The 16326-nt window shown below is 37.5% G+C and carries 15 protein-coding genes and 3 pseudogenes; all 18 read left to right on the plus strand.

Annotated elements, in window-relative coordinates; translation table 11 throughout:
- Positions 1-75: 75 nt before the first annotated feature.
- Complete coding sequence (gene trmFO, locus H1D32_RS20550; protein ID WP_261180083.1) at positions 76-1383, plus strand: FADH(2)-oxidizing methylenetetrahydrofolate--tRNA-(uracil(54)-C(5))-methyltransferase TrmFO; 1308 nt, start codon at positions 76-78, stop codon at positions 1381-1383.
- A gap of 67 nt (positions 1384-1450) precedes the next feature.
- A pseudogene (locus H1D32_RS20555) lies at positions 1451-2350 on the plus strand (tyrosine-type recombinase/integrase).
- Positions 2351-2734: 384 nt separating this feature from the next.
- Positions 2735-3277, plus strand: coding sequence for an ATP-dependent protease subunit HslV (gene hslV / locus H1D32_RS20560; protein ID WP_261180084.1), 543 nt, complete (start codon positions 2735-2737; stop codon positions 3275-3277).
- Between the two features lie 121 nt (positions 3278-3398).
- Positions 3399-4796, plus strand: coding sequence for an ATP-dependent protease ATPase subunit HslU (hslU, locus tag H1D32_RS20565; RefSeq protein ID WP_261180085.1), 1398 nt, complete (start codon positions 3399-3401; stop codon positions 4794-4796).
- Positions 4797-4822: 26 nt separating this feature from the next.
- Entirely contained in the window at positions 4823-5602 is a 780-nt protein-coding gene (gene codY, locus H1D32_RS20570; RefSeq protein WP_261180086.1) for a GTP-sensing pleiotropic transcriptional regulator CodY, read from the plus strand.
- 451 nt (positions 5603-6053) lie between these two features.
- Positions 6054-6458: a flagellar basal body rod protein FlgB gene (gene flgB / locus H1D32_RS20575; protein WP_261180087.1), complete on the plus strand. Its 405-nt coding sequence runs from the start codon at positions 6054-6056 to the stop codon at positions 6456-6458.
- Between the two features lie 2 nt (positions 6459-6460).
- Positions 6461-6916 carry a flagellar basal body rod protein FlgC gene (gene flgC, locus H1D32_RS20580; protein ID WP_261180088.1) on the plus strand — a complete coding sequence of 152 codons (456 nt, stop codon included), beginning with the start codon at positions 6461-6463 and terminating at the stop codon, positions 6914-6916.
- A gap of 45 nt (positions 6917-6961) precedes the next feature.
- Positions 6962-7237, plus strand: a complete 276-nt coding sequence (gene fliE, locus H1D32_RS20585; protein ID WP_261180249.1) for a flagellar hook-basal body complex protein FliE — start codon at positions 6962-6964, stop codon at positions 7235-7237.
- 67 nt (positions 7238-7304) lie between these two features.
- Positions 7305-8884, plus strand: a pseudogene (fliF, locus tag H1D32_RS20590) (flagellar basal-body MS-ring/collar protein FliF).
- Positions 8885-8896: 12 nt separating this feature from the next.
- Positions 8897-9910, plus strand: coding sequence for a flagellar motor switch protein FliG (fliG, locus tag H1D32_RS20595; RefSeq protein WP_261180089.1), 1014 nt, complete (start codon positions 8897-8899; stop codon positions 9908-9910).
- Positions 9903-10700, plus strand: coding sequence for a flagellar assembly protein FliH (gene fliH, locus H1D32_RS20600; protein WP_261180090.1), 798 nt, complete (start codon positions 9903-9905; stop codon positions 10698-10700). Before fliG ends, fliH begins: the two co-directional genes overlap by 8 nt.
- A pseudogene (fliI, locus tag H1D32_RS20605) lies at positions 10687-12002 on the plus strand (flagellar protein export ATPase FliI). Before fliH ends, fliI begins: the two are co-directional and overlap by 14 nt.
- 2 nt (positions 12003-12004) lie before the next feature.
- Positions 12005-12442, plus strand: coding sequence for a flagellar export protein FliJ (fliJ, locus tag H1D32_RS20610; RefSeq protein WP_261180091.1), 438 nt, complete (start codon positions 12005-12007; stop codon positions 12440-12442).
- A 15-nt stretch (positions 12443-12457) separates the two neighbouring features.
- Positions 12458-13030, plus strand: coding sequence for a MotE family protein (locus H1D32_RS20615; RefSeq protein ID WP_261180092.1), 573 nt, complete (start codon positions 12458-12460; stop codon positions 13028-13030).
- A 20-nt stretch (positions 13031-13050) separates the two neighbouring features.
- Positions 13051-14109 (plus strand): flagellar hook-length control protein FliK, encoded by a 1059-nt coding sequence (locus H1D32_RS20620; RefSeq protein WP_261180093.1) that lies wholly within the window; start codon positions 13051-13053, stop codon positions 14107-14109.
- 1 nt (position 14110) lies between these two features.
- Entirely contained in the window at positions 14111-14560 is a 450-nt protein-coding gene (gene flgD / locus H1D32_RS20625) for a flagellar hook assembly protein FlgD (protein WP_261180094.1), read from the plus strand.
- A 23-nt stretch (positions 14561-14583) separates the two neighbouring features.
- Positions 14584-14961, plus strand: a complete 378-nt coding sequence (locus tag H1D32_RS20630) for a TIGR02530 family flagellar biosynthesis protein (protein ID WP_261180095.1) — start codon at positions 14584-14586, stop codon at positions 14959-14961.
- A 70-nt stretch (positions 14962-15031) separates the two neighbouring features.
- Complete coding sequence (gene flgF, locus H1D32_RS20635) at positions 15032-16321, plus strand: flagellar basal-body rod protein FlgF (protein WP_261180096.1); 1290 nt, start codon at positions 15032-15034, stop codon at positions 16319-16321.
- Positions 16322-16326 lie beyond the last annotated feature (5 nt).

A 16326-nucleotide genomic window follows, 5' to 3' on the forward strand; every position in this document is an offset into this window, starting at 1 on the left:
ATTAGAAAAGTGTCTTGAAGCAAGGTGCTGAGTTAGCAGCACTTGCTTCGCAGTTTTCTTATTGGAGGAATTATTTTGACTGAAATTAAAATAAATGTTATTGGTGCAGGTTTAGCTGGAAGTGAAGCTGCTTGGCAAATTGCTAAGCAAGGGATACCAGTGAAGCTATATGAAATGAGACCGGTGAAACAAACCCCTGCACACCATACAGATAAATTTGCCGAACTTGTCTGTAGTAATTCATTGAGGTCGAATGCCCTATCAAATGCGGTAGGAGTATTGAAAGAAGAAATGAGACAGTTAAATTCTGTTATTATTGGTTCTGCGGACGATTGTGCAGTTCCGGCTGGTGGGGCCTTGGCAGTCGATCGTCATGAATTTGCAGCTACTGTAACTGACCGAGTGAAAAATCACCCTTTAGTTGAAGTCATTACGGAAGAAGTAACTGAAATTCCAGAGGGTCCAACGGTAATCGCATCAGGACCGCTAACCTCTGAGAAACTATCCCAACAACTAAAGGAACTTACGGGCCAAGATTATTTGTACTTTTATGATGCTGCGGCTCCAATTTTAGAAGTTGATAGTATTGATCGAGATAAGGTATATTTAAAGTCGCGTTATGACAAAGGCGAAGCTGCCTATTTAAATTGTCCGATGACTGAAGGAGAATTTGATCGTTTTTACGAGGCGTTAATTTCCGCTGAAACTGTCCCATTAAAAGAATTCGAGAAAGAAATATTTTTCGAAGGCTGTATGCCGATTGAAGTTTTAGCAAAAAGGGGCAAGAAAACTTTATTGTTTGGTCCAATGAAGCCTGTAGGCCTAGAAGACCCGAAAACTGGAAAACGTCCTTTTGCAGTTGTTCAATTACGACAGGATAATCAAACAGGAACTCTGTATAATATTGTAGGATTTCAAACTCACTTAAAGTGGGGACCACAAAAAGAAGTTCTGCAGTTAATTCCAGGTCTTGAACAGGTTGAGATCGTTCGGTATGGAGTTATGCATCGAAACACCTTTATAAATTCACCTAAATTACTCTTACCAACGTACCAATATCGAGGTAGAGAGGACCTTTTCTTCGCTGGACAAATAACTGGAGTAGAAGGTTATGTAGAATCTGCAGCTGCGGGTCTTTTAGCAGGATTAAATGCCGCAAGATATGTTCAAGGGAAAGAGTTAGTCATATTTCCAGAAGAGACGGTTCTTGGCAGCATGGCTAATTATATTACTACTGCTAACGAAAAAAACTTTCAGCCGATGAATGCAAACTTTGGATTGTTACCACCGATTGAGCCACGTATTAAAAGTAAAAAAGAGCGTTATGAATTGTTAGCTACACGCGCCATTGACACAATTCAGAATTTTGTGAAAAAATTGTAAATTCTCTTGCGTCACTCCTAAAACTGTGGTACTATTTAGAGGCTCTAGTTGAGGTGAGAACAGCAATATGTCCTATATGGTAATGGAAATAGAAACGTTTATACGTTTTTTGCAGGTGGAGAAAAATTATTCAACCCATACTGTCTACAATTACAAAAAAGGTATCGAGCATTTCTCATCTTTCATGAAGCAGCATAGCATAACTAGTTACGCTGCTGTTTCTTATGTATTTGTGAGGCTTTATTTAACTGAGTTGTATGCTTTAGAATTGGAAAGAAAAACGGTTGCACGGAAAATTTCTAGTTTAAGAATTTTCTGCAAATTCTGAATGGGTGAAGAAGTTAGTACGGCAAATCCGTTTGCGATTGCAACTATTCCTAAACAAGAAACGAGATTACCGACTTTTTTGTATAAAGATGAATTACAGTAGCTATTTACTATTGCTGATATAAATACTCCCTTAGGTCAACGGGATCAAGCCTTATTAGAATTGTTGTATGGTACTGGAATTCGAGGTACAGAGTGCTGTAACCTCAGACTGCAAGATCTAGATTTTCAAATCGGAACGATATCGGTATTAGGTAAAGGTCGTATAGAGCGGAATATTCCAGTTGGGAGCTATGCGCTCGATGCAATACATACGTATATAAATGGTAGAAAGAAACTGTTATATGGGATTCAGGATAAAGATGAAAATGCTCTTTTTTAAAACTACCGTGGTACGAAGTTATCGCGAAGTGGTGTTAGGAGAATATTAGAAGAGCTAGTGAAAATAACTACAACTTCTGTCCATATTAGTCCCATGTACTAACGCATACCTTTGCAACTCATAGTCAATGAAGGTGCAGATATGCGTAGTGTGCAAGAGTTGTTAGGTCACTCTCATCTTTCTTCGACTCAAATTTATACACATGTAAAAAAGGAACATTTAAAGCAGGTGTATAGTAGCTTTCACCCTAGAGCATGATTTTTACAGAGTTAGAAATTCAAGCGTTTTTAGTGTTAGTTAAAAAGACAAACCATTAATTCGGGTACTAGATGACTTGTAACGAGTTGATTTTTAGAGAAAAGAGTACGTTGTTTGTACTTGTACTTTTCTTGAAAATTAAGAAAGTATATGCATTTTAGTATTTGATGCCTAGCTTCAGGCGCCATCTGCTTCTGCGGTTACTCGTCGCAAAGGAGCTGACTCAAGGAAGTACTTGGCTCGAGGTCAAATAATCTGCCTTGGAAAAAGGAGTTCGCTTTTTCTTAGACATAAAGAGAAGTGCGCACTTTTAATCTGACAGAACATTTGCTTGTCGCCGATAGGCGGGCGCCTTGCGCTTTTCTTAATTAAGGAGGGTTAAAATTGGAACATTCATTTCATGCTACAACAATTTTTGCTATTCATCATAAAGGGAAATGTGCGATGTCAGGTGATGGGCAAGTTACATTCGGAAATGCAGTTGTGATGAAACATACGGCAAGGAAAGTACGTAAGCTATATAATGGCAAAGTCTTGGCTGGTTTCGCAGGTTCAGTTGCAGATGCTTTCACTCTATTTGAAAAGTTTGAAGCGAAATTAGATGAATACAATGGCAATCTTCAGCGGGCAGCAGTTGAGTTAGCAAAAGAATGGCGCAGTGATAAAGTGCTTCGTCGCCTTGAAGCAATGTTAATCGTGGCAAATTCAGAACATATCTATCTTGTCTCAGGCACTGGAGAGGTTATTGAGCCTGACGATGGGGTTTTAGCCATCGGTTCTGGTGGAAACTATGCTCTTTCAGCTGGTCGCGCCCTAAAAAAACACGCTACACACCTTGAGGCATCTGAAATTGCAATGGCAGCCCTTCAAACCGCTGCGGAAATTTGTGTATATACGAACAATAACATTGTCTTAGAAGAACTTTAATAAGTTATGAGTTATGAGTCATGAGTTATGAGTGTTTTTTGCTTATTCAACGAAGCAATAGTTCTACAATCAACTCAAACTCAACATTCAAACCTCAAAACTGAACAAAGGGAGCGATGGTATGGAAAATCATTTAACACCTCGGCAAATTGTAGAGAAGCTAGATCAATATATTGTTGGCCAAGATAAAGCGAAGCGGTCGGTTGCCATAGCCCTTCGTAATCGTTATCGCCGCGGGAAATTGGATGAAAAACTACGCGATGAAGTAACACCTAAGAATATTTTAATGATTGGGCCAACGGGTGTTGGTAAAACGGAAATTGCCCGGAGATTAGCGAAGCTTGTAGGGGCACCTTTTATTAAGGTTGAGGCTACAAAGTTTACGGAAGTTGGCTACGTAGGCCGTGATGTAGAATCAATGGTTCGTGACTTGGTTGAAACATCAATTCGACTTGTTAAAGAAGATCGAATGAAAAAAGTAAGAGGAAAAGCTGAAGAAAATGCAAATAAGCGGATTGTGCAACTGTTAGTTCCTTCGCAAAAGAAGGAAACAGCTTATAAAAATCCGTTTGAAATGCTTTTCGGTGGTCAAAATCAAACAACCTCAGAACAGGTAGACAACAATGAGGAAGAAAATCTCCGTGATCGCAGGCGTAGAATTGAACACCAACTTGCTTTGGGAGAATTAGAAGATCATTTTGTTACTGTAGAGGTAGAAGAACAAGCTGGTGGTTTTCTTGATATGTTCCAAGGTTCTGGTATGGAGCAAATGGGTATGAATATGCAAGATATGCTCGGTAACATGATGCCTAAAAAGAAGAAAAAGCGAAAGCTGACGGTTAGAGAAGCTCGTAAAGTTTTAACAGAAGATGAGGCGCAAAAACTTATCGATATGGACGAGGTGTCCCAAGAAGCCGTTTTACGTGCGGAACAATTGGGAATAATCTTTATAGATGAGATTGATAAAGTAGCTGGCAAAGGTCAACAGTCTACAGCTGATGTATCGAGAGAAGGCGTTCAACGCGATATTTTACCAATTGTAGAGGGTTCTACGGTTGTTACGAAATATGGACCGGTGAAAACCGATCATGTATTATTTATCGCTGCAGGTGCGTTTCACTTGGCTAAACCTTCTGATTTAATTCCAGAATTACAAGGGCGTTTTCCGATCCGAGTCGAGCTGGCGAGCTTAACTGAAGCTGATTTTGTCAAGATATTAGTGGAGCCGAATAATGCATTAATTAAACAATATCAAGCTTTACTTGCTACAGAGGGTATACAAGTAGTATTTTCTGACGATGCTATTAAAAGAATTGCAAAAATTGCAACAGGAGTAAACCAAGATACTGAAAATATAGGTGCCAGAAGGCTTCATACGATCCTAGAGAAACTTTTAGAGGACTTATCCTTCGAAGCTCCAGATATAACACTAGAGGAAATTGTCATTACACCTACATATGTAGATGAGAAGTTAGCGACAATTGCAAAAAATAGAGATTTAAGCCAATACATTCTATAGAGATATAATTATTAGGAGGATTTTAAATGGATTTATTAACAAAAACGAGAAGAATTAATGAAATGCTACAAAAAACTGCGGGGCAGCCAGTAAACTTTAAAGATATGGCTGAGACGTTAAGAGATGTAATTGAGGCTAATGTTTTCATCGTAAGCCGTAGAGGTAAATTATTAGGCTTCGCTATCAAACAAGAAATTGAAAATGAAAGAATGAAAAAAATGTTGGAAGATCGTCAATTTCCTGAAGTTTACACAACAAACCTCTTCAAGATTAATGAAACATCTTCAAACTTGGACATCAATAGTGAATTTACAGCTTTCCCTGTTGAAAATAAAGATTTATTCAGTACTGGATTAACAACGATTGTACCAATTAACGGTGGTGGTAATAGAATTGGTACCTTGATCTTAGCAAGACTTTCAAATTCATTTGATAATGATGATTTATTGCTTGGTGAGTATGGAGCTACTGTAGTTGGTATGGAGATCCTACATGAAAAAACAGTAGAGATTGAACAAGAAGCTAGAAGTAAAGCTGTTGTTCAAATGGCTATTGGTTCACTTTCTTATAGTGAATTAGAAGCGGTAGAGCATATTTTTGATGAGTTAGAAGGCAATGAAGGGTTGTTAGTTGCATCTAAGATTGCCGATCGAGTAGGAATTACTCGTTCAGTAATCGTAAATGCGCTTCGTAAATTAGAGAGTGCCGGAGTTATTGAATCTCGTTCGTTAGGAATGAAGGGCACATATATTAAAGTTCTTAACGATAAGTTCCTCCTAGAATTAGAGAAGCTTAAAACTAAATAAAGATAACTTGTAACATAAATTAATCAAAGGACAGACAATACTGCGAAGAATAAATGGTTATACATTTTTTCTTCGGTTTTGTCTGCCCTTTTTTTGTATAAATTTGTGTACAATATTTGACTTTTAGCAATAATTTCTGTGTGGATTTAATAGAATTGGTCGTAATTTAACGAAATGGGAAATAGTGTTCCTTACTAATTGAGTGCCATGAAAGTATAATATGTAACAAGTAAGGTTCGAAAACGTTATACAAGATCCGTTAAAATCCGACTATACTCATGTTTTTTTTGGAATATTTTTAGGTCTTTAGTTGCGGTTTTTGACAAAATAAAACAAGGTTAGACAATTAAAAAATTATTATATACAATACGTTTAGTGGTTTATTTTTTGGGGGGTTAAAGTTAAATTATGAAAGTATAATTATTTCCAATTTTTTAACGGGGGATTAAAGATGAAACTATTTTCGAATGCTAACCAACAACTAATTGAGCAATCCATACATGCGGCCTCTTTACGTCAAAAAACGATATCGCAAAATATAGCTAATGTTGATACACCTAATTATAAAGCGAAGAAAACGGTCTTTAAGCACCAGTTTGATAAAGCGCTTGATGGGCAACGATTGACCGCTAACCGGACTAGCAATTTACATATAGAATTTGGTGGAAAGAAGAACTCTGCAGCTGCAGTTGTTGTTTCGCGTAGTAATACAATGTTTAACCATAATGGTAATAATGTCGATATCGAGCAGGAAATGTCCGAAATGGCTCAAAACCAAATCTATTATAATGCGATGATCGAGAGATTAAATGGTAGGTTTAATAGTTTAAAAACAGTCATAGGGGGTGGAAAATAATTATGACGATCTTTCACGGCTTTAATACAACCGCCTCAGCGCTCACTGCTCAGAGGCTACGTATGGATGTCATAGCTTCAAATATGGCAAATGTCGATACAACCAGAGGGAAATATGTAAATGGAGAATGGCAGCCTTACCAACGGAAAATGGTTGTTATGCAACCGAATGAAAATCGCTTTTCTACCCATTTATCCCGTGCACTAGGTGTTTCCGAACACCCTGGCAATGGAGTCAAGGTTAGTAAGATTGTCGAAGATCAAACTCCTTTTAAACTCGCTTATCAGCCAGACCATCCAGATGCAAATGCTGAAGGGTATGTTAGGTTACCTAATGTCGATCCCTTAAAGGAAATGGTTGACATGATGAGTGCAACGCGTTCTTATGAAGCGAATGTGACGACACTCAACGCAACAAAAAGTATGCTAATGAAAGCCCTTGAAATTGGCAAAGGGTAAGGAGGTAAATAAGTGGAACCTATATCACTGAAACAGCAGTCAGTTATGAATATAAGCGGTCCTAGTACACCTGTTAGAAAGTTGACCCCTGCAGAAGCTCAAACTAGCTTTAAAGTGGCTTTAAATGATGCGTTACACAAAGTTAACGAAGCCCAACATGCATCAACACTAGCAACTAGTCAGCTAGCTAGGGGAGAGAATATTGACTTACATCAAGTAATGATAACCGCTCAAAAAGCAAGTATTTCGCTACAAGCAACAATAGAAGTGAGGAATAAGGTTGTTGAAGCTTATCAGGAAGTTATGAGAATGCAAGTTTAATAAGGAAGTACACAATTTACACATGGTGCAATAATCAACTAAGTGGTTTTAATGTGTAGGGGGAAACATGAACGAGAAATTATTACTATATAAAGAAAATATAACTAAATATTGGGCTGAACGATCGAATGCCCAAAAAGGGATTATTGTCGGTTCTTTCCTACTGCTCCTTATCCTACTCGTTGTTGTGTCAATGTTAGGTTCACGAACGAATATGGCTCCACTTTATACAAACCTTTCGTTCCAGGAGACAGGTGAAATTAAGGCGCAGTTGGATGCCAGAGGTATTGCTTCTGAAATAACAAATAGTGGAACTGCTATAAATGTCCCAGAAAAATTGGTTGATAGTTTGAAAGTAGAACTGGCAGCTGAAGGTATTCCCAAAAGTGGTAGTATTGATTATACGACATTTAAAGATCGAATGGGATTTGGGATGACCGATAATGAATTTAGTATTATGGAACGAGCAGCGATGCAAACAGAACTAGCAAATTTAATTCGAAGTATTGACGGAATTGAGCATGCTCAAGTAATGATTACATTGCCCGAAGAAAGTATATGGATTTCAAGTGGCGAGCAAACAGCATCTGCTGCGATCTCATTAAACATTCGTCCTGGCTATCAGTTAAATCAAAATCAAATCAGAGCACTATACCATCTTATCTCTAAAAGTGTTCCAAAGCTTCCTGTTGATAATATCGTCATTATGAATCAAATGTTTGAGTACTTAGAATTAAATAATGAAAATATTGTTGACTCGACGCTATCAACTTTTGAACAACAACGTTCAATCCAAAAGGAAATTGAGCGAGATTTACAAAGGCAAGTTCAACAAATGTTAGGGACTCTTGTAGGAAGAGATAAAGTTGTTGTATCGGTTACAACAGATATTGATTTTACAAAGGAAAATCGAGCCGAAGATTTAGTTACTCCCGTTGATGTCGAGGGGATGTCTGGCTTAGCGATCAGCATTGAACGTATAACAGAGACTTTAGTGGTGAGGACATCCAAGTTGGTGGTATTCCAGGAACGGGTGAAACGGATATACCTGGTTATCCAGGTGGAGCAGCTAACGGTGCTGGGGATTATGAGAAAATGGAAGAACGTATTAATAATGATGTGAACCGAATTCGTCGTGATATCGTCATGAGCCCTTATCAAGTTAGGGATCTCGGTATTCAAGTGATGATAGAGCCTCCTAATCCGGAAGACATTAACTCTCTACCAGTTGAACTCTTAAATGATGTCCAACAAATTCTTAGTACAATTGTTAGAACGAGCATTTCAAAAGAAGTTATTGATCAACTAACACCTGAACAAATTAACGATAAAGTCTTTGTATCTGCGCAGCCTTTAAAAGGAAAAATGGTCTTTGAAGATCCAGAACCTGAGATTCCTAATTGGTATTACATTGTTGGTGGACTAATTTTATTTATTGTTTTACTGATTTTCTTATTACTTAGAAAAAATAAAAAGGTAGTTATAGCTGAGGAATCTAAAGAGCAAATAATGAGCTTTGATTTACCTGACCTCGGTCACGAGACAGATAGTGAGGAGAAAGCGCGCCGTCGCCAGTTAGAAAAAATGGCAAAAGAAAAACCAGAGGAATTTTCAAAGCTTGTTCGTACATGGCTATCTGAGGATTAAGGGGGGAAAAGTATGGTGGTTAAAAAGAAGGGGTTAACTGGTAAGGAAAAGGCAGCGATTCTTCTAATCTCCCTAGGACCAGATGTTTCAGCTCAAGTATACAAACATTTAAGTGAAGAGGAGATAGAAAAGCTTACACTTGAAATTGCAAGTGTTCGAAAAGTAGATTCGACTACAAAAGAAGAAATCATTGAACAGTTTCATCAACTTGCCATTGCTCAAGATTACATCACTCAAGGTGGCATTGGTTATGCCAAAAATGTTCTTGAGAAGGCTCTTGGTGAACAACAAGCGATGGAAATTATCAATAGGTTAACCTCAACTCTACAGGTTAGACCGTTTGATTTTGCAAGAAAAGCAGATGCAGGACAAATCTTAAACTTTATCCAAAATGAACATCCGCAAACTATTGCCTTAATACTTTCCTATTTAGAATCCGTGCAAGCAGCACAAATATTATCAGAACTACCTCAAGAGGTTCAGGCTGATATTGCGAAAAGAATTGCGCTAATGGATAGTACGTCTCCAGAAATAATTAATGAAGTAGAAAGTATCCTAGAACGGAAGCTCTCAGCTACAGTAACTCAAGACTACACAAGGACCGGTGGAATTGAAACCGTTGTTGAAGTCCTGAATAGTGTTGATAGAAGTACGGAACGGACGATTTTAGATGCCCTTGAAATCCAAGATCCCGAACTTGCTGAGGAAATAAAGAAACGAATGTTTGTCTTCGAAGATATCGTAACTCTTGATAACCGTTCAATTCAACGTGTAATTCGTGATGTTGAAAATGAGGATTTGCAATTAGCGCTTAAAGTTGCCAACGATGAGGTTAAAGATGTTGTCTTTAAAAATATGTCCCAACGTATGGTTGAAACATTTAGAGACGAAATGGAGTATATGGGTCCTGTTCGTCTACGTGATGTCGAAGAAGCACAATCGCGAATTGTTGCAATTATACGCCGTTTAGAAGAAGCAGGTGAAATTGTCATCGCTCGTGGTGGAGGAGATGATATTATTGTCTAAAATCATTAAGTCGTCTCTTGCTAACAATCCCGACTCCGAAAAACGAACAATTGGCTTAAGAAGTTTAACAAAGTTTGTTAATTCAACTCAAATGAAAAATGATAGTAAAGAAAACTCTAGTGAAATTAATTCTAAATTAGTAGATGAAGTACTGCAAAAGGCTATGGAAGAGGCAGAGTCTATTAGAAATGAAGCGAAATACGAGTATGAGCATTTTCAAGAGAGAATGAATCATGAAATTCAGCTAAATCAACAAAAGGCTGAGGATTTATACAAACATTCTGAGGAAACAGGATATAATCAAGGTTTTCAACAAGGGCTTCAGGAAGGTCAACGCCAATATGAAACATTTATTCAAGAGGCGAGGGAGATCATAAATGCATCAAAGGAAGACTACTTCCAAAAACTAGAAGATGCTGAACAAGTAATTGTTGAATTAGCTGTAAAAGTATCAGAAAAAGTAATCGCCAACTCTTTGAAGCAAGAACCTAGTATTTGGCTTCCCATAGTGAAAGCAGTAATTGATGAAGTACGAGAACAAGAGCAAGTGAAGATATATGTCCATCCGAAATGGTATGAGTTTACATTAGCTCATAAAGAAGAGTTACGATTATTGTTACCGAATTGTGAGAACTTATATATTTATCCAGATATCCACCTAGATGAAAATGGCTGTCAAATCGAAACTCCGTATGGAAAAATAGACGCGTCAGTTAATAGTCAGCTTGCAGAAATTAAACGTGCCCTTGAGGAAAAGTTAAAGGAGCTAAGTGGAAATGAAGGTTGCTAATTTAATAAGTGAAGTAGCCAACATTAACTCGTTTAAAAGTTACGGTAAAGTCACAAAGGTTGTAGGTCTCCTCATTGAGTCAAGAGGGCCACAGGTCTCAATTGGGGAGCTATGTTATATTATTATCGGAAAATCGACTCAACGAAAAGTTATGGCAGAAGTAGTCGGCTTTCGGGATGAAATGGTATTATTGATGCCATTTACAACTGTTAATGAGATTAGTCCCGGAAGCTTAGTTGAAGCAACTAGTAAACCACTCGAAATTAAGGTAGGATCTGAACTTATTGGACATGTTGTTGATGGACTCGGTCAACCTCTAATGGACTTGGGTTACCTAAGGGGTTAAGACGATTCCCGACCGAAAATGCACCTCCAAATCCTTTATCTAGACCGAGAATTCTTGAGCCGCTTAGTTTAGGGGTCCGGGCAATTGATAGTTTATTTACCGTTGGTAAAGGACAGCGAATGGGTATTTTTGCTGGAAGCGGTGTTGGAAAGAGTACGCTAATGGCTATGATCGCGAAGAATTCTGAAGCCGATGTAAACGTTATCGCACTTATAGGTGAACGTGGAAGAGAGGTTCGGGATTTTATTGAAAGAGATTTAGGGGAAGAGGGTTTAAGAAAAACTGTGGTTGTTGTTGCGACATCTGACCAACCAGCTTTAATGAGAATAAAAGGAGCAATGACCGCTACTGCTATAGCAGAATACTTTAGAAATCAAGGCTTACATGTAACGTTAATGATGGATTCTGTCACACGTTTTGCCATGGCCCAACGTGAAATTGGATTAGCTATCGGTGAACCTCCGACATCTAAAGGGTATACACCGAGTGTTTTTGCTTATCTTCCAAAATTATTAGAGCGTTCGGGTACAAATGAACAAGGTACAATTACAGCCTTTTATACAGTTTTAGTTGATGGTGACGATATGAATGAACCAATTGCCGATGCCGTACGTGGTATTTTGGATGGTCACTTGGTATTAGACCGTAAGCTAGCCAATAAGGGGCAATTCCCTGCGATAAACCCTTTAAAAAGTATCAGTCGTGTCATGAATGACATTGTCGATCCTGAGCATCGATTAGCCGCAGATAGGCTGAGACAACTGCTTGCTATTTATACTGACTCAGAGGACTTAATAAATATCGGAGCCTATAAACGCGGTACTTCGAAAGAGGTAGATGAGGCGATAGTAGCTTATCCGAATATTATTAATTTCGTTAAACAAAGTACTGAGGAGAAAGTTTCCTTTAAAGAGGCAATCTATCTACTAATTAGAGAATTTCATAAAGGGGAATAGTTATGTCGTTTCAATTTACGCTGCAAAAAGTTTTGGAAGTTAGGGAAAATGAAAAGCTAAAATCCGAAAAAGAATTTACTCAAGCAACGAGGCAGTTTGAAGAAGTGGCCACGAAACTATATGAGCTCCTCAAAAAAAAAGAAAATTACCAGTCCAAGTATAGTCAGCGTATCGAAAATGGAATAGCGATCTTTGAACTTCAACAATTCCATACTATTTTATTACAATACCAAAAGCAAATTGATCATCTACAATACTATACACAAAAAGCTAGGGAGAATATGAACAGGAAACAAGAACAATTAGTTGAAAAAACGATTGAATTAAAAAAATATGAAAAAATGAAACAGATAAAGCATGAGCTTTATATAGAAGAGTCAAAGCGAAAAGAAAATATTTTGATGGACGAAATTTCCGTTCAACAGTTCATCAATCGCTGAAATTAGGTGAGCGAATTGAAAAAAGAAGAACAAGAATACAGTAAAACTCAATGGTTTGTTATGGTTATTTTTATTCCTACTGTATTTGCGCTGTTATTATTTGGGGTTATTCTTAGTGTTATAGGGGTAAACCTAGTGGACCATACAAAGCAAATTGCAGCAAACATCCCGATTTTTTCAGAATTTGTGAAAACCGATGAACAGATTCTCGAAGAGGAACTACAGAAAAATATCAACGATTTAGCGTCTATCGTTGATGTACAGGAAAAAGAAATAGACCAATTAAAACAAAGCATTACTCAAAAAGAAGGTGAAATTGTCAACCTTCTTGCTGAAATTAAATTATTAATGAAAAAGCTAGATGAAAAGCAAGAAGCCCAAGTCTCGATTAAAAAAGAGTACGAGGATCTGGCGAAAATGTATCTTGCTATGTCTGCTAATAATGCAGCTAGAATTCTAAGTGAACTTCCGGTTGAAGAAGCGGCTACTCAATTATCCTTTATCAAAATAGACACCAGAGCCTCAATTTTGGCAAAAATGTCACCAGAAAAAGCTGCTGAACTAATCACCTTACTAAGTGTTAATTAATCTTGAAAGGAGGTGTAAAGATGAATGTAATAAATGGTCTACAAATGACTTCTCAAGTGAGACCTAAAACTGGAACCAAAGGAACTGGGGAAAGTAATTTTTTTCAACAACTGGATGTGATATTTCCGGAACATAATCTTAAAGTTAATTTACCTAACGAACGTTTAGTTACCGAGGAGGTTTTAAAGGAGATCTCCGAACAATTTCAGCTGACTGAGAATGATTTTACTGAAGGCCTCATTGAAATAGCTGATATTGAAGAAATAGTAAATCAACTTCCGATCGAATTACAAATCCAAATTCAAGAATTACTAGATAGAAATATAGTTTCTAAATCAAGTGAACAAACTGAGTTAACAAGTAAAAATGAGCAGAATCTAGAAACGCTTTTACGGTATATATCTAAAGAGCAATTAACGGAAAAAGCTCTAGCACAATTGAGTTTATCATTGTTGAAAAAGGAAAAATCAGAAACACAAGAATTGTTCCAATCGACAAAAATAGAACAAATCGTGACCTCTGCTTTCTCTAGAATAACAACTGAACCAACAATGCTCGGAGCACAAGTAATAACAGCTCCGTTAAATCAAGGTCTTCACCAGTTGCATCAATACGCTTTACATGTAGGCCAAAATCGAGATGGTCAAAATGAAGAACAGTTTTTAAGGCAATTTCAAAATATAGTAAGCAAAAGTACCTTAGCGCAATTTCCAAATGGAATACACCAATTAACAGTTAAGCTTTTCCCACAGCACCTTGGGAGACTCGACATAAAGCTAACGCTCCAAAATGGTGTGATCGTTGCAGAGTTAATGACAACTACTAAAGCAGCCAAAACTGCAATTGATTCGCAACTTCAACAACTAAGGCAAGCATTTATCGCTCAAAATATTCAAGTTGAAAAAATAGAAGTTCATACGCAACAACCATCAATGTATCAAGCAAATAAAGAAAATCAAGAAGAACAAAAAAATAATCAGCAAAATAAAATGCAAAAAGAGCAGGATACCGAACAAGAAGAAGAAGAAAATTTTCTTACCATGCTAAACAAAACGCTCGAAATTGATGTGGAGGTGTAAGATGATAAATTCGGTCAATAGCTTATATTTATCTGAGCGACAAGTAGAACGGAAAACCGGGCAAAGTACATTAGATCAGGATGCATTTCTAAAAATCTTAATTACACAACTAGCAAATCAAGACCCATCTAAACCAATGGAAGATAAAGAATTCATTTCTCAAATGGCAAATTTTTCAAGTTTAGAACAAATGACACAAATGAATAAAGCCTTAACAGGGTTTCTTGACATGCAAAAAGATAATCACTTTCTTTCTCATAGCCAGTTAATAGGTAAAGAGATTAAATGGGAGAAAATAGTAGCAAACCCTAGCGGAGAAACAGAAATGAATGTTCAGGATAGCGTTGTAAACGCAATTAAATTCCAAAACGGCAAGACTAAACTAGTTTTAGAAACTGGGGAAGTCATCGATACAATTCAAGTTATTCATATAAGCCGTCCAAGTCAATAACTATAGAGATCGAGGTGAATGGGATGGATAAACGAATTCAAGCTTACAATCTGAACCTACTTCCAAGACCCACAGTACAAACCAAGAAACCTCAGGGTATTACTTCCTTTAAGGAGCTATTAAATAGTGAAATTCAGGACAAGCTTGATCTCAAAGTTAGCAAGCATGCTGAGAAAAGGCTACATGATCGTGGCATAACCATTGATGATAATAAATGGGCACAAATATCAATGAAAATTCAAGAGGCTAAGCAAAAAGGCGTGAAAGACTCATTAGTAGTATTAAAAAATGCTACGTTAGTTGTAAGTGCTAAAAACAATACAGTTATAACTGCATTAGATCGAGAAGAAGCAAGTATGCAAATTTTCACTAATATTAATGGAACGATAATTATTGAGTAACGGCTGGACCGCGAGGGAGCCGCTAACTGCTGACTGATTGAAGCAGTTAAATTTGAAGGAGGAACCGACTATGCTACGTTCAATGTATTCTGGAATTAGTGGAATGAGAAATTTCCAAACAAAGCTTGATGTAATTGGTAATAATATTTCAAACGTTAATACTTCTGGGTTTAAAAAAGGACGAGTTACATTTAAAGATCTGGTCAGTCAGCAACTTTCTGGTGCGAGTAATCCAACGAATAATCGTGGAGGGACAAATCCTATCCAAATTGGCTTGGGAGTGACAATGGCTACAGTTGATACTGTTCATACTCAAGGTAGTTTACAAACTACCGGTCGTGCTCTTGACCTTGGGGTATCAGGTGATGGCTTTTTCATCGTCAATGATGGCAATCTTTCCTACTATACACGTGCGGGAAATTTTTATTTGGATCGCCAAGGGACATTAGTAACTGCAAATGGGTTGAAGGTTCAGGGCTATCAAGCAAATGCAAATGGAAATGGAATTAATCCGAATGAATATGGAGAGCTAAAGATACAGGCAGGAAATGTAATTCCACCAAAACCGACAACTGAAGTATCATATAAAGGTAATTTAAATGCAACACTTCCAATTGGGGCAACACCACCTGAACGTGTTCATATCCAACATAAAGTCATTGACTCCCTCGGGAGATTACATGATTTACGAGTTCAATTTGAACGAGCAGCAGATGGAGTTTGGAATTATTTAGTTCAAAGATTTGATAGTTCTGTTACACCACCTAGTAGTCCTTGGGTAGGACTGAATTCTGCTGTGAACGGAACACTTAATTTTGACACCAATGGAGCGCTAATTACCGCAGGATTTCCTGATCCTCCAGAAATACTAGCCTTGTCTCCTGCTGAGTTAGGGAATAATGTAGAGCCAATCATGATTCCGCTAAGTATTGACATGTTCAAGGGTTTAACTCAATTCGAAGGAACAAGTACTGCAGATGTGGATGAAATTAATGGTAACTTTGAAGGCTTCCTAGAGAGCTTTAATATCTCTCAGACAGGAGAAATTAATGGAGTCTATACAAACGGCGATGTACGAATTCTTGGACAAATTGCAATGGCAACGTTTAATAATACGGGTGGTTTAACAAAGTCCGGAGATAATTTATATCAAGCATCGAATAATTCAGGAATACCTAATATTGGTTTTGCAGGTCAGGGGCGAGGCGTAATTGCTGGTAGTACCCTTGAAATGTCCAATGTTGATTTGTCGGAAGAATTTACAGAAATGATTGTTGCTCAACGAGGCTTCCAAGCAAATACAAGAATTATTACAACTTCAGATGAAATCCTCCAAGAGCTAGTAAACTTAAAGCGTTAATCCTT

The sequence above is a fragment of the Anaerobacillus sp. CMMVII genome, assembly GCF_025377685.1.
Classification (GTDB): Bacteria; Bacillota; Bacilli; order Bacillales; family Anaerobacillaceae; genus Anaerobacillus.

Bases quoted from the DNA above. Each gene is read 5' to 3' on its own strand.
- hslU (WP_261180085.1), top strand. From the start codon at position 3,399: ATGGAAAATCATTTAACACCTCGGCAAATTGTAGAGAAGCTAGATCAA.
- codY (WP_261180086.1), top strand. From the start codon at position 4,823: ATGGATTTATTAACAAAAACGAGAAGAATTAATGAAATGCTACAAAAA.
- flgB (WP_261180087.1), top strand. From the start codon at position 6,054: ATGAAACTATTTTCGAATGCTAACCAACAACTAATTGAGCAATCCATA.
- flgC (WP_261180088.1), top strand. From the start codon at position 6,461: ATGACGATCTTTCACGGCTTTAATACAACCGCCTCAGCGCTCACTGCT.
- fliE (WP_261180249.1), top strand. From the start codon at position 6,962: ATGAATATAAGCGGTCCTAGTACACCTGTTAGAAAGTTGACCCCTGCA.
- fliG (WP_261180089.1), top strand. From the start codon at position 8,897: ATGGTGGTTAAAAAGAAGGGGTTAACTGGTAAGGAAAAGGCAGCGATT.
- fliJ (WP_261180091.1), top strand. From the start codon at position 12,005: ATGTCGTTTCAATTTACGCTGCAAAAAGTTTTGGAAGTTAGGGAAAAT.
- H1D32_RS20620 (WP_261180093.1), top strand. From the start codon at position 13,051: ATGAATGTAATAAATGGTCTACAAATGACTTCTCAAGTGAGACCTAAA.
- flgD (WP_261180094.1), top strand. From the start codon at position 14,111: ATGATAAATTCGGTCAATAGCTTATATTTATCTGAGCGACAAGTAGAA.
- H1D32_RS20630 (WP_261180095.1), top strand. From the start codon at position 14,584: ATGGATAAACGAATTCAAGCTTACAATCTGAACCTACTTCCAAGACCC.
- flgF (WP_261180096.1), top strand. From the start codon at position 15,032: ATGCTACGTTCAATGTATTCTGGAATTAGTGGAATGAGAAATTTCCAA.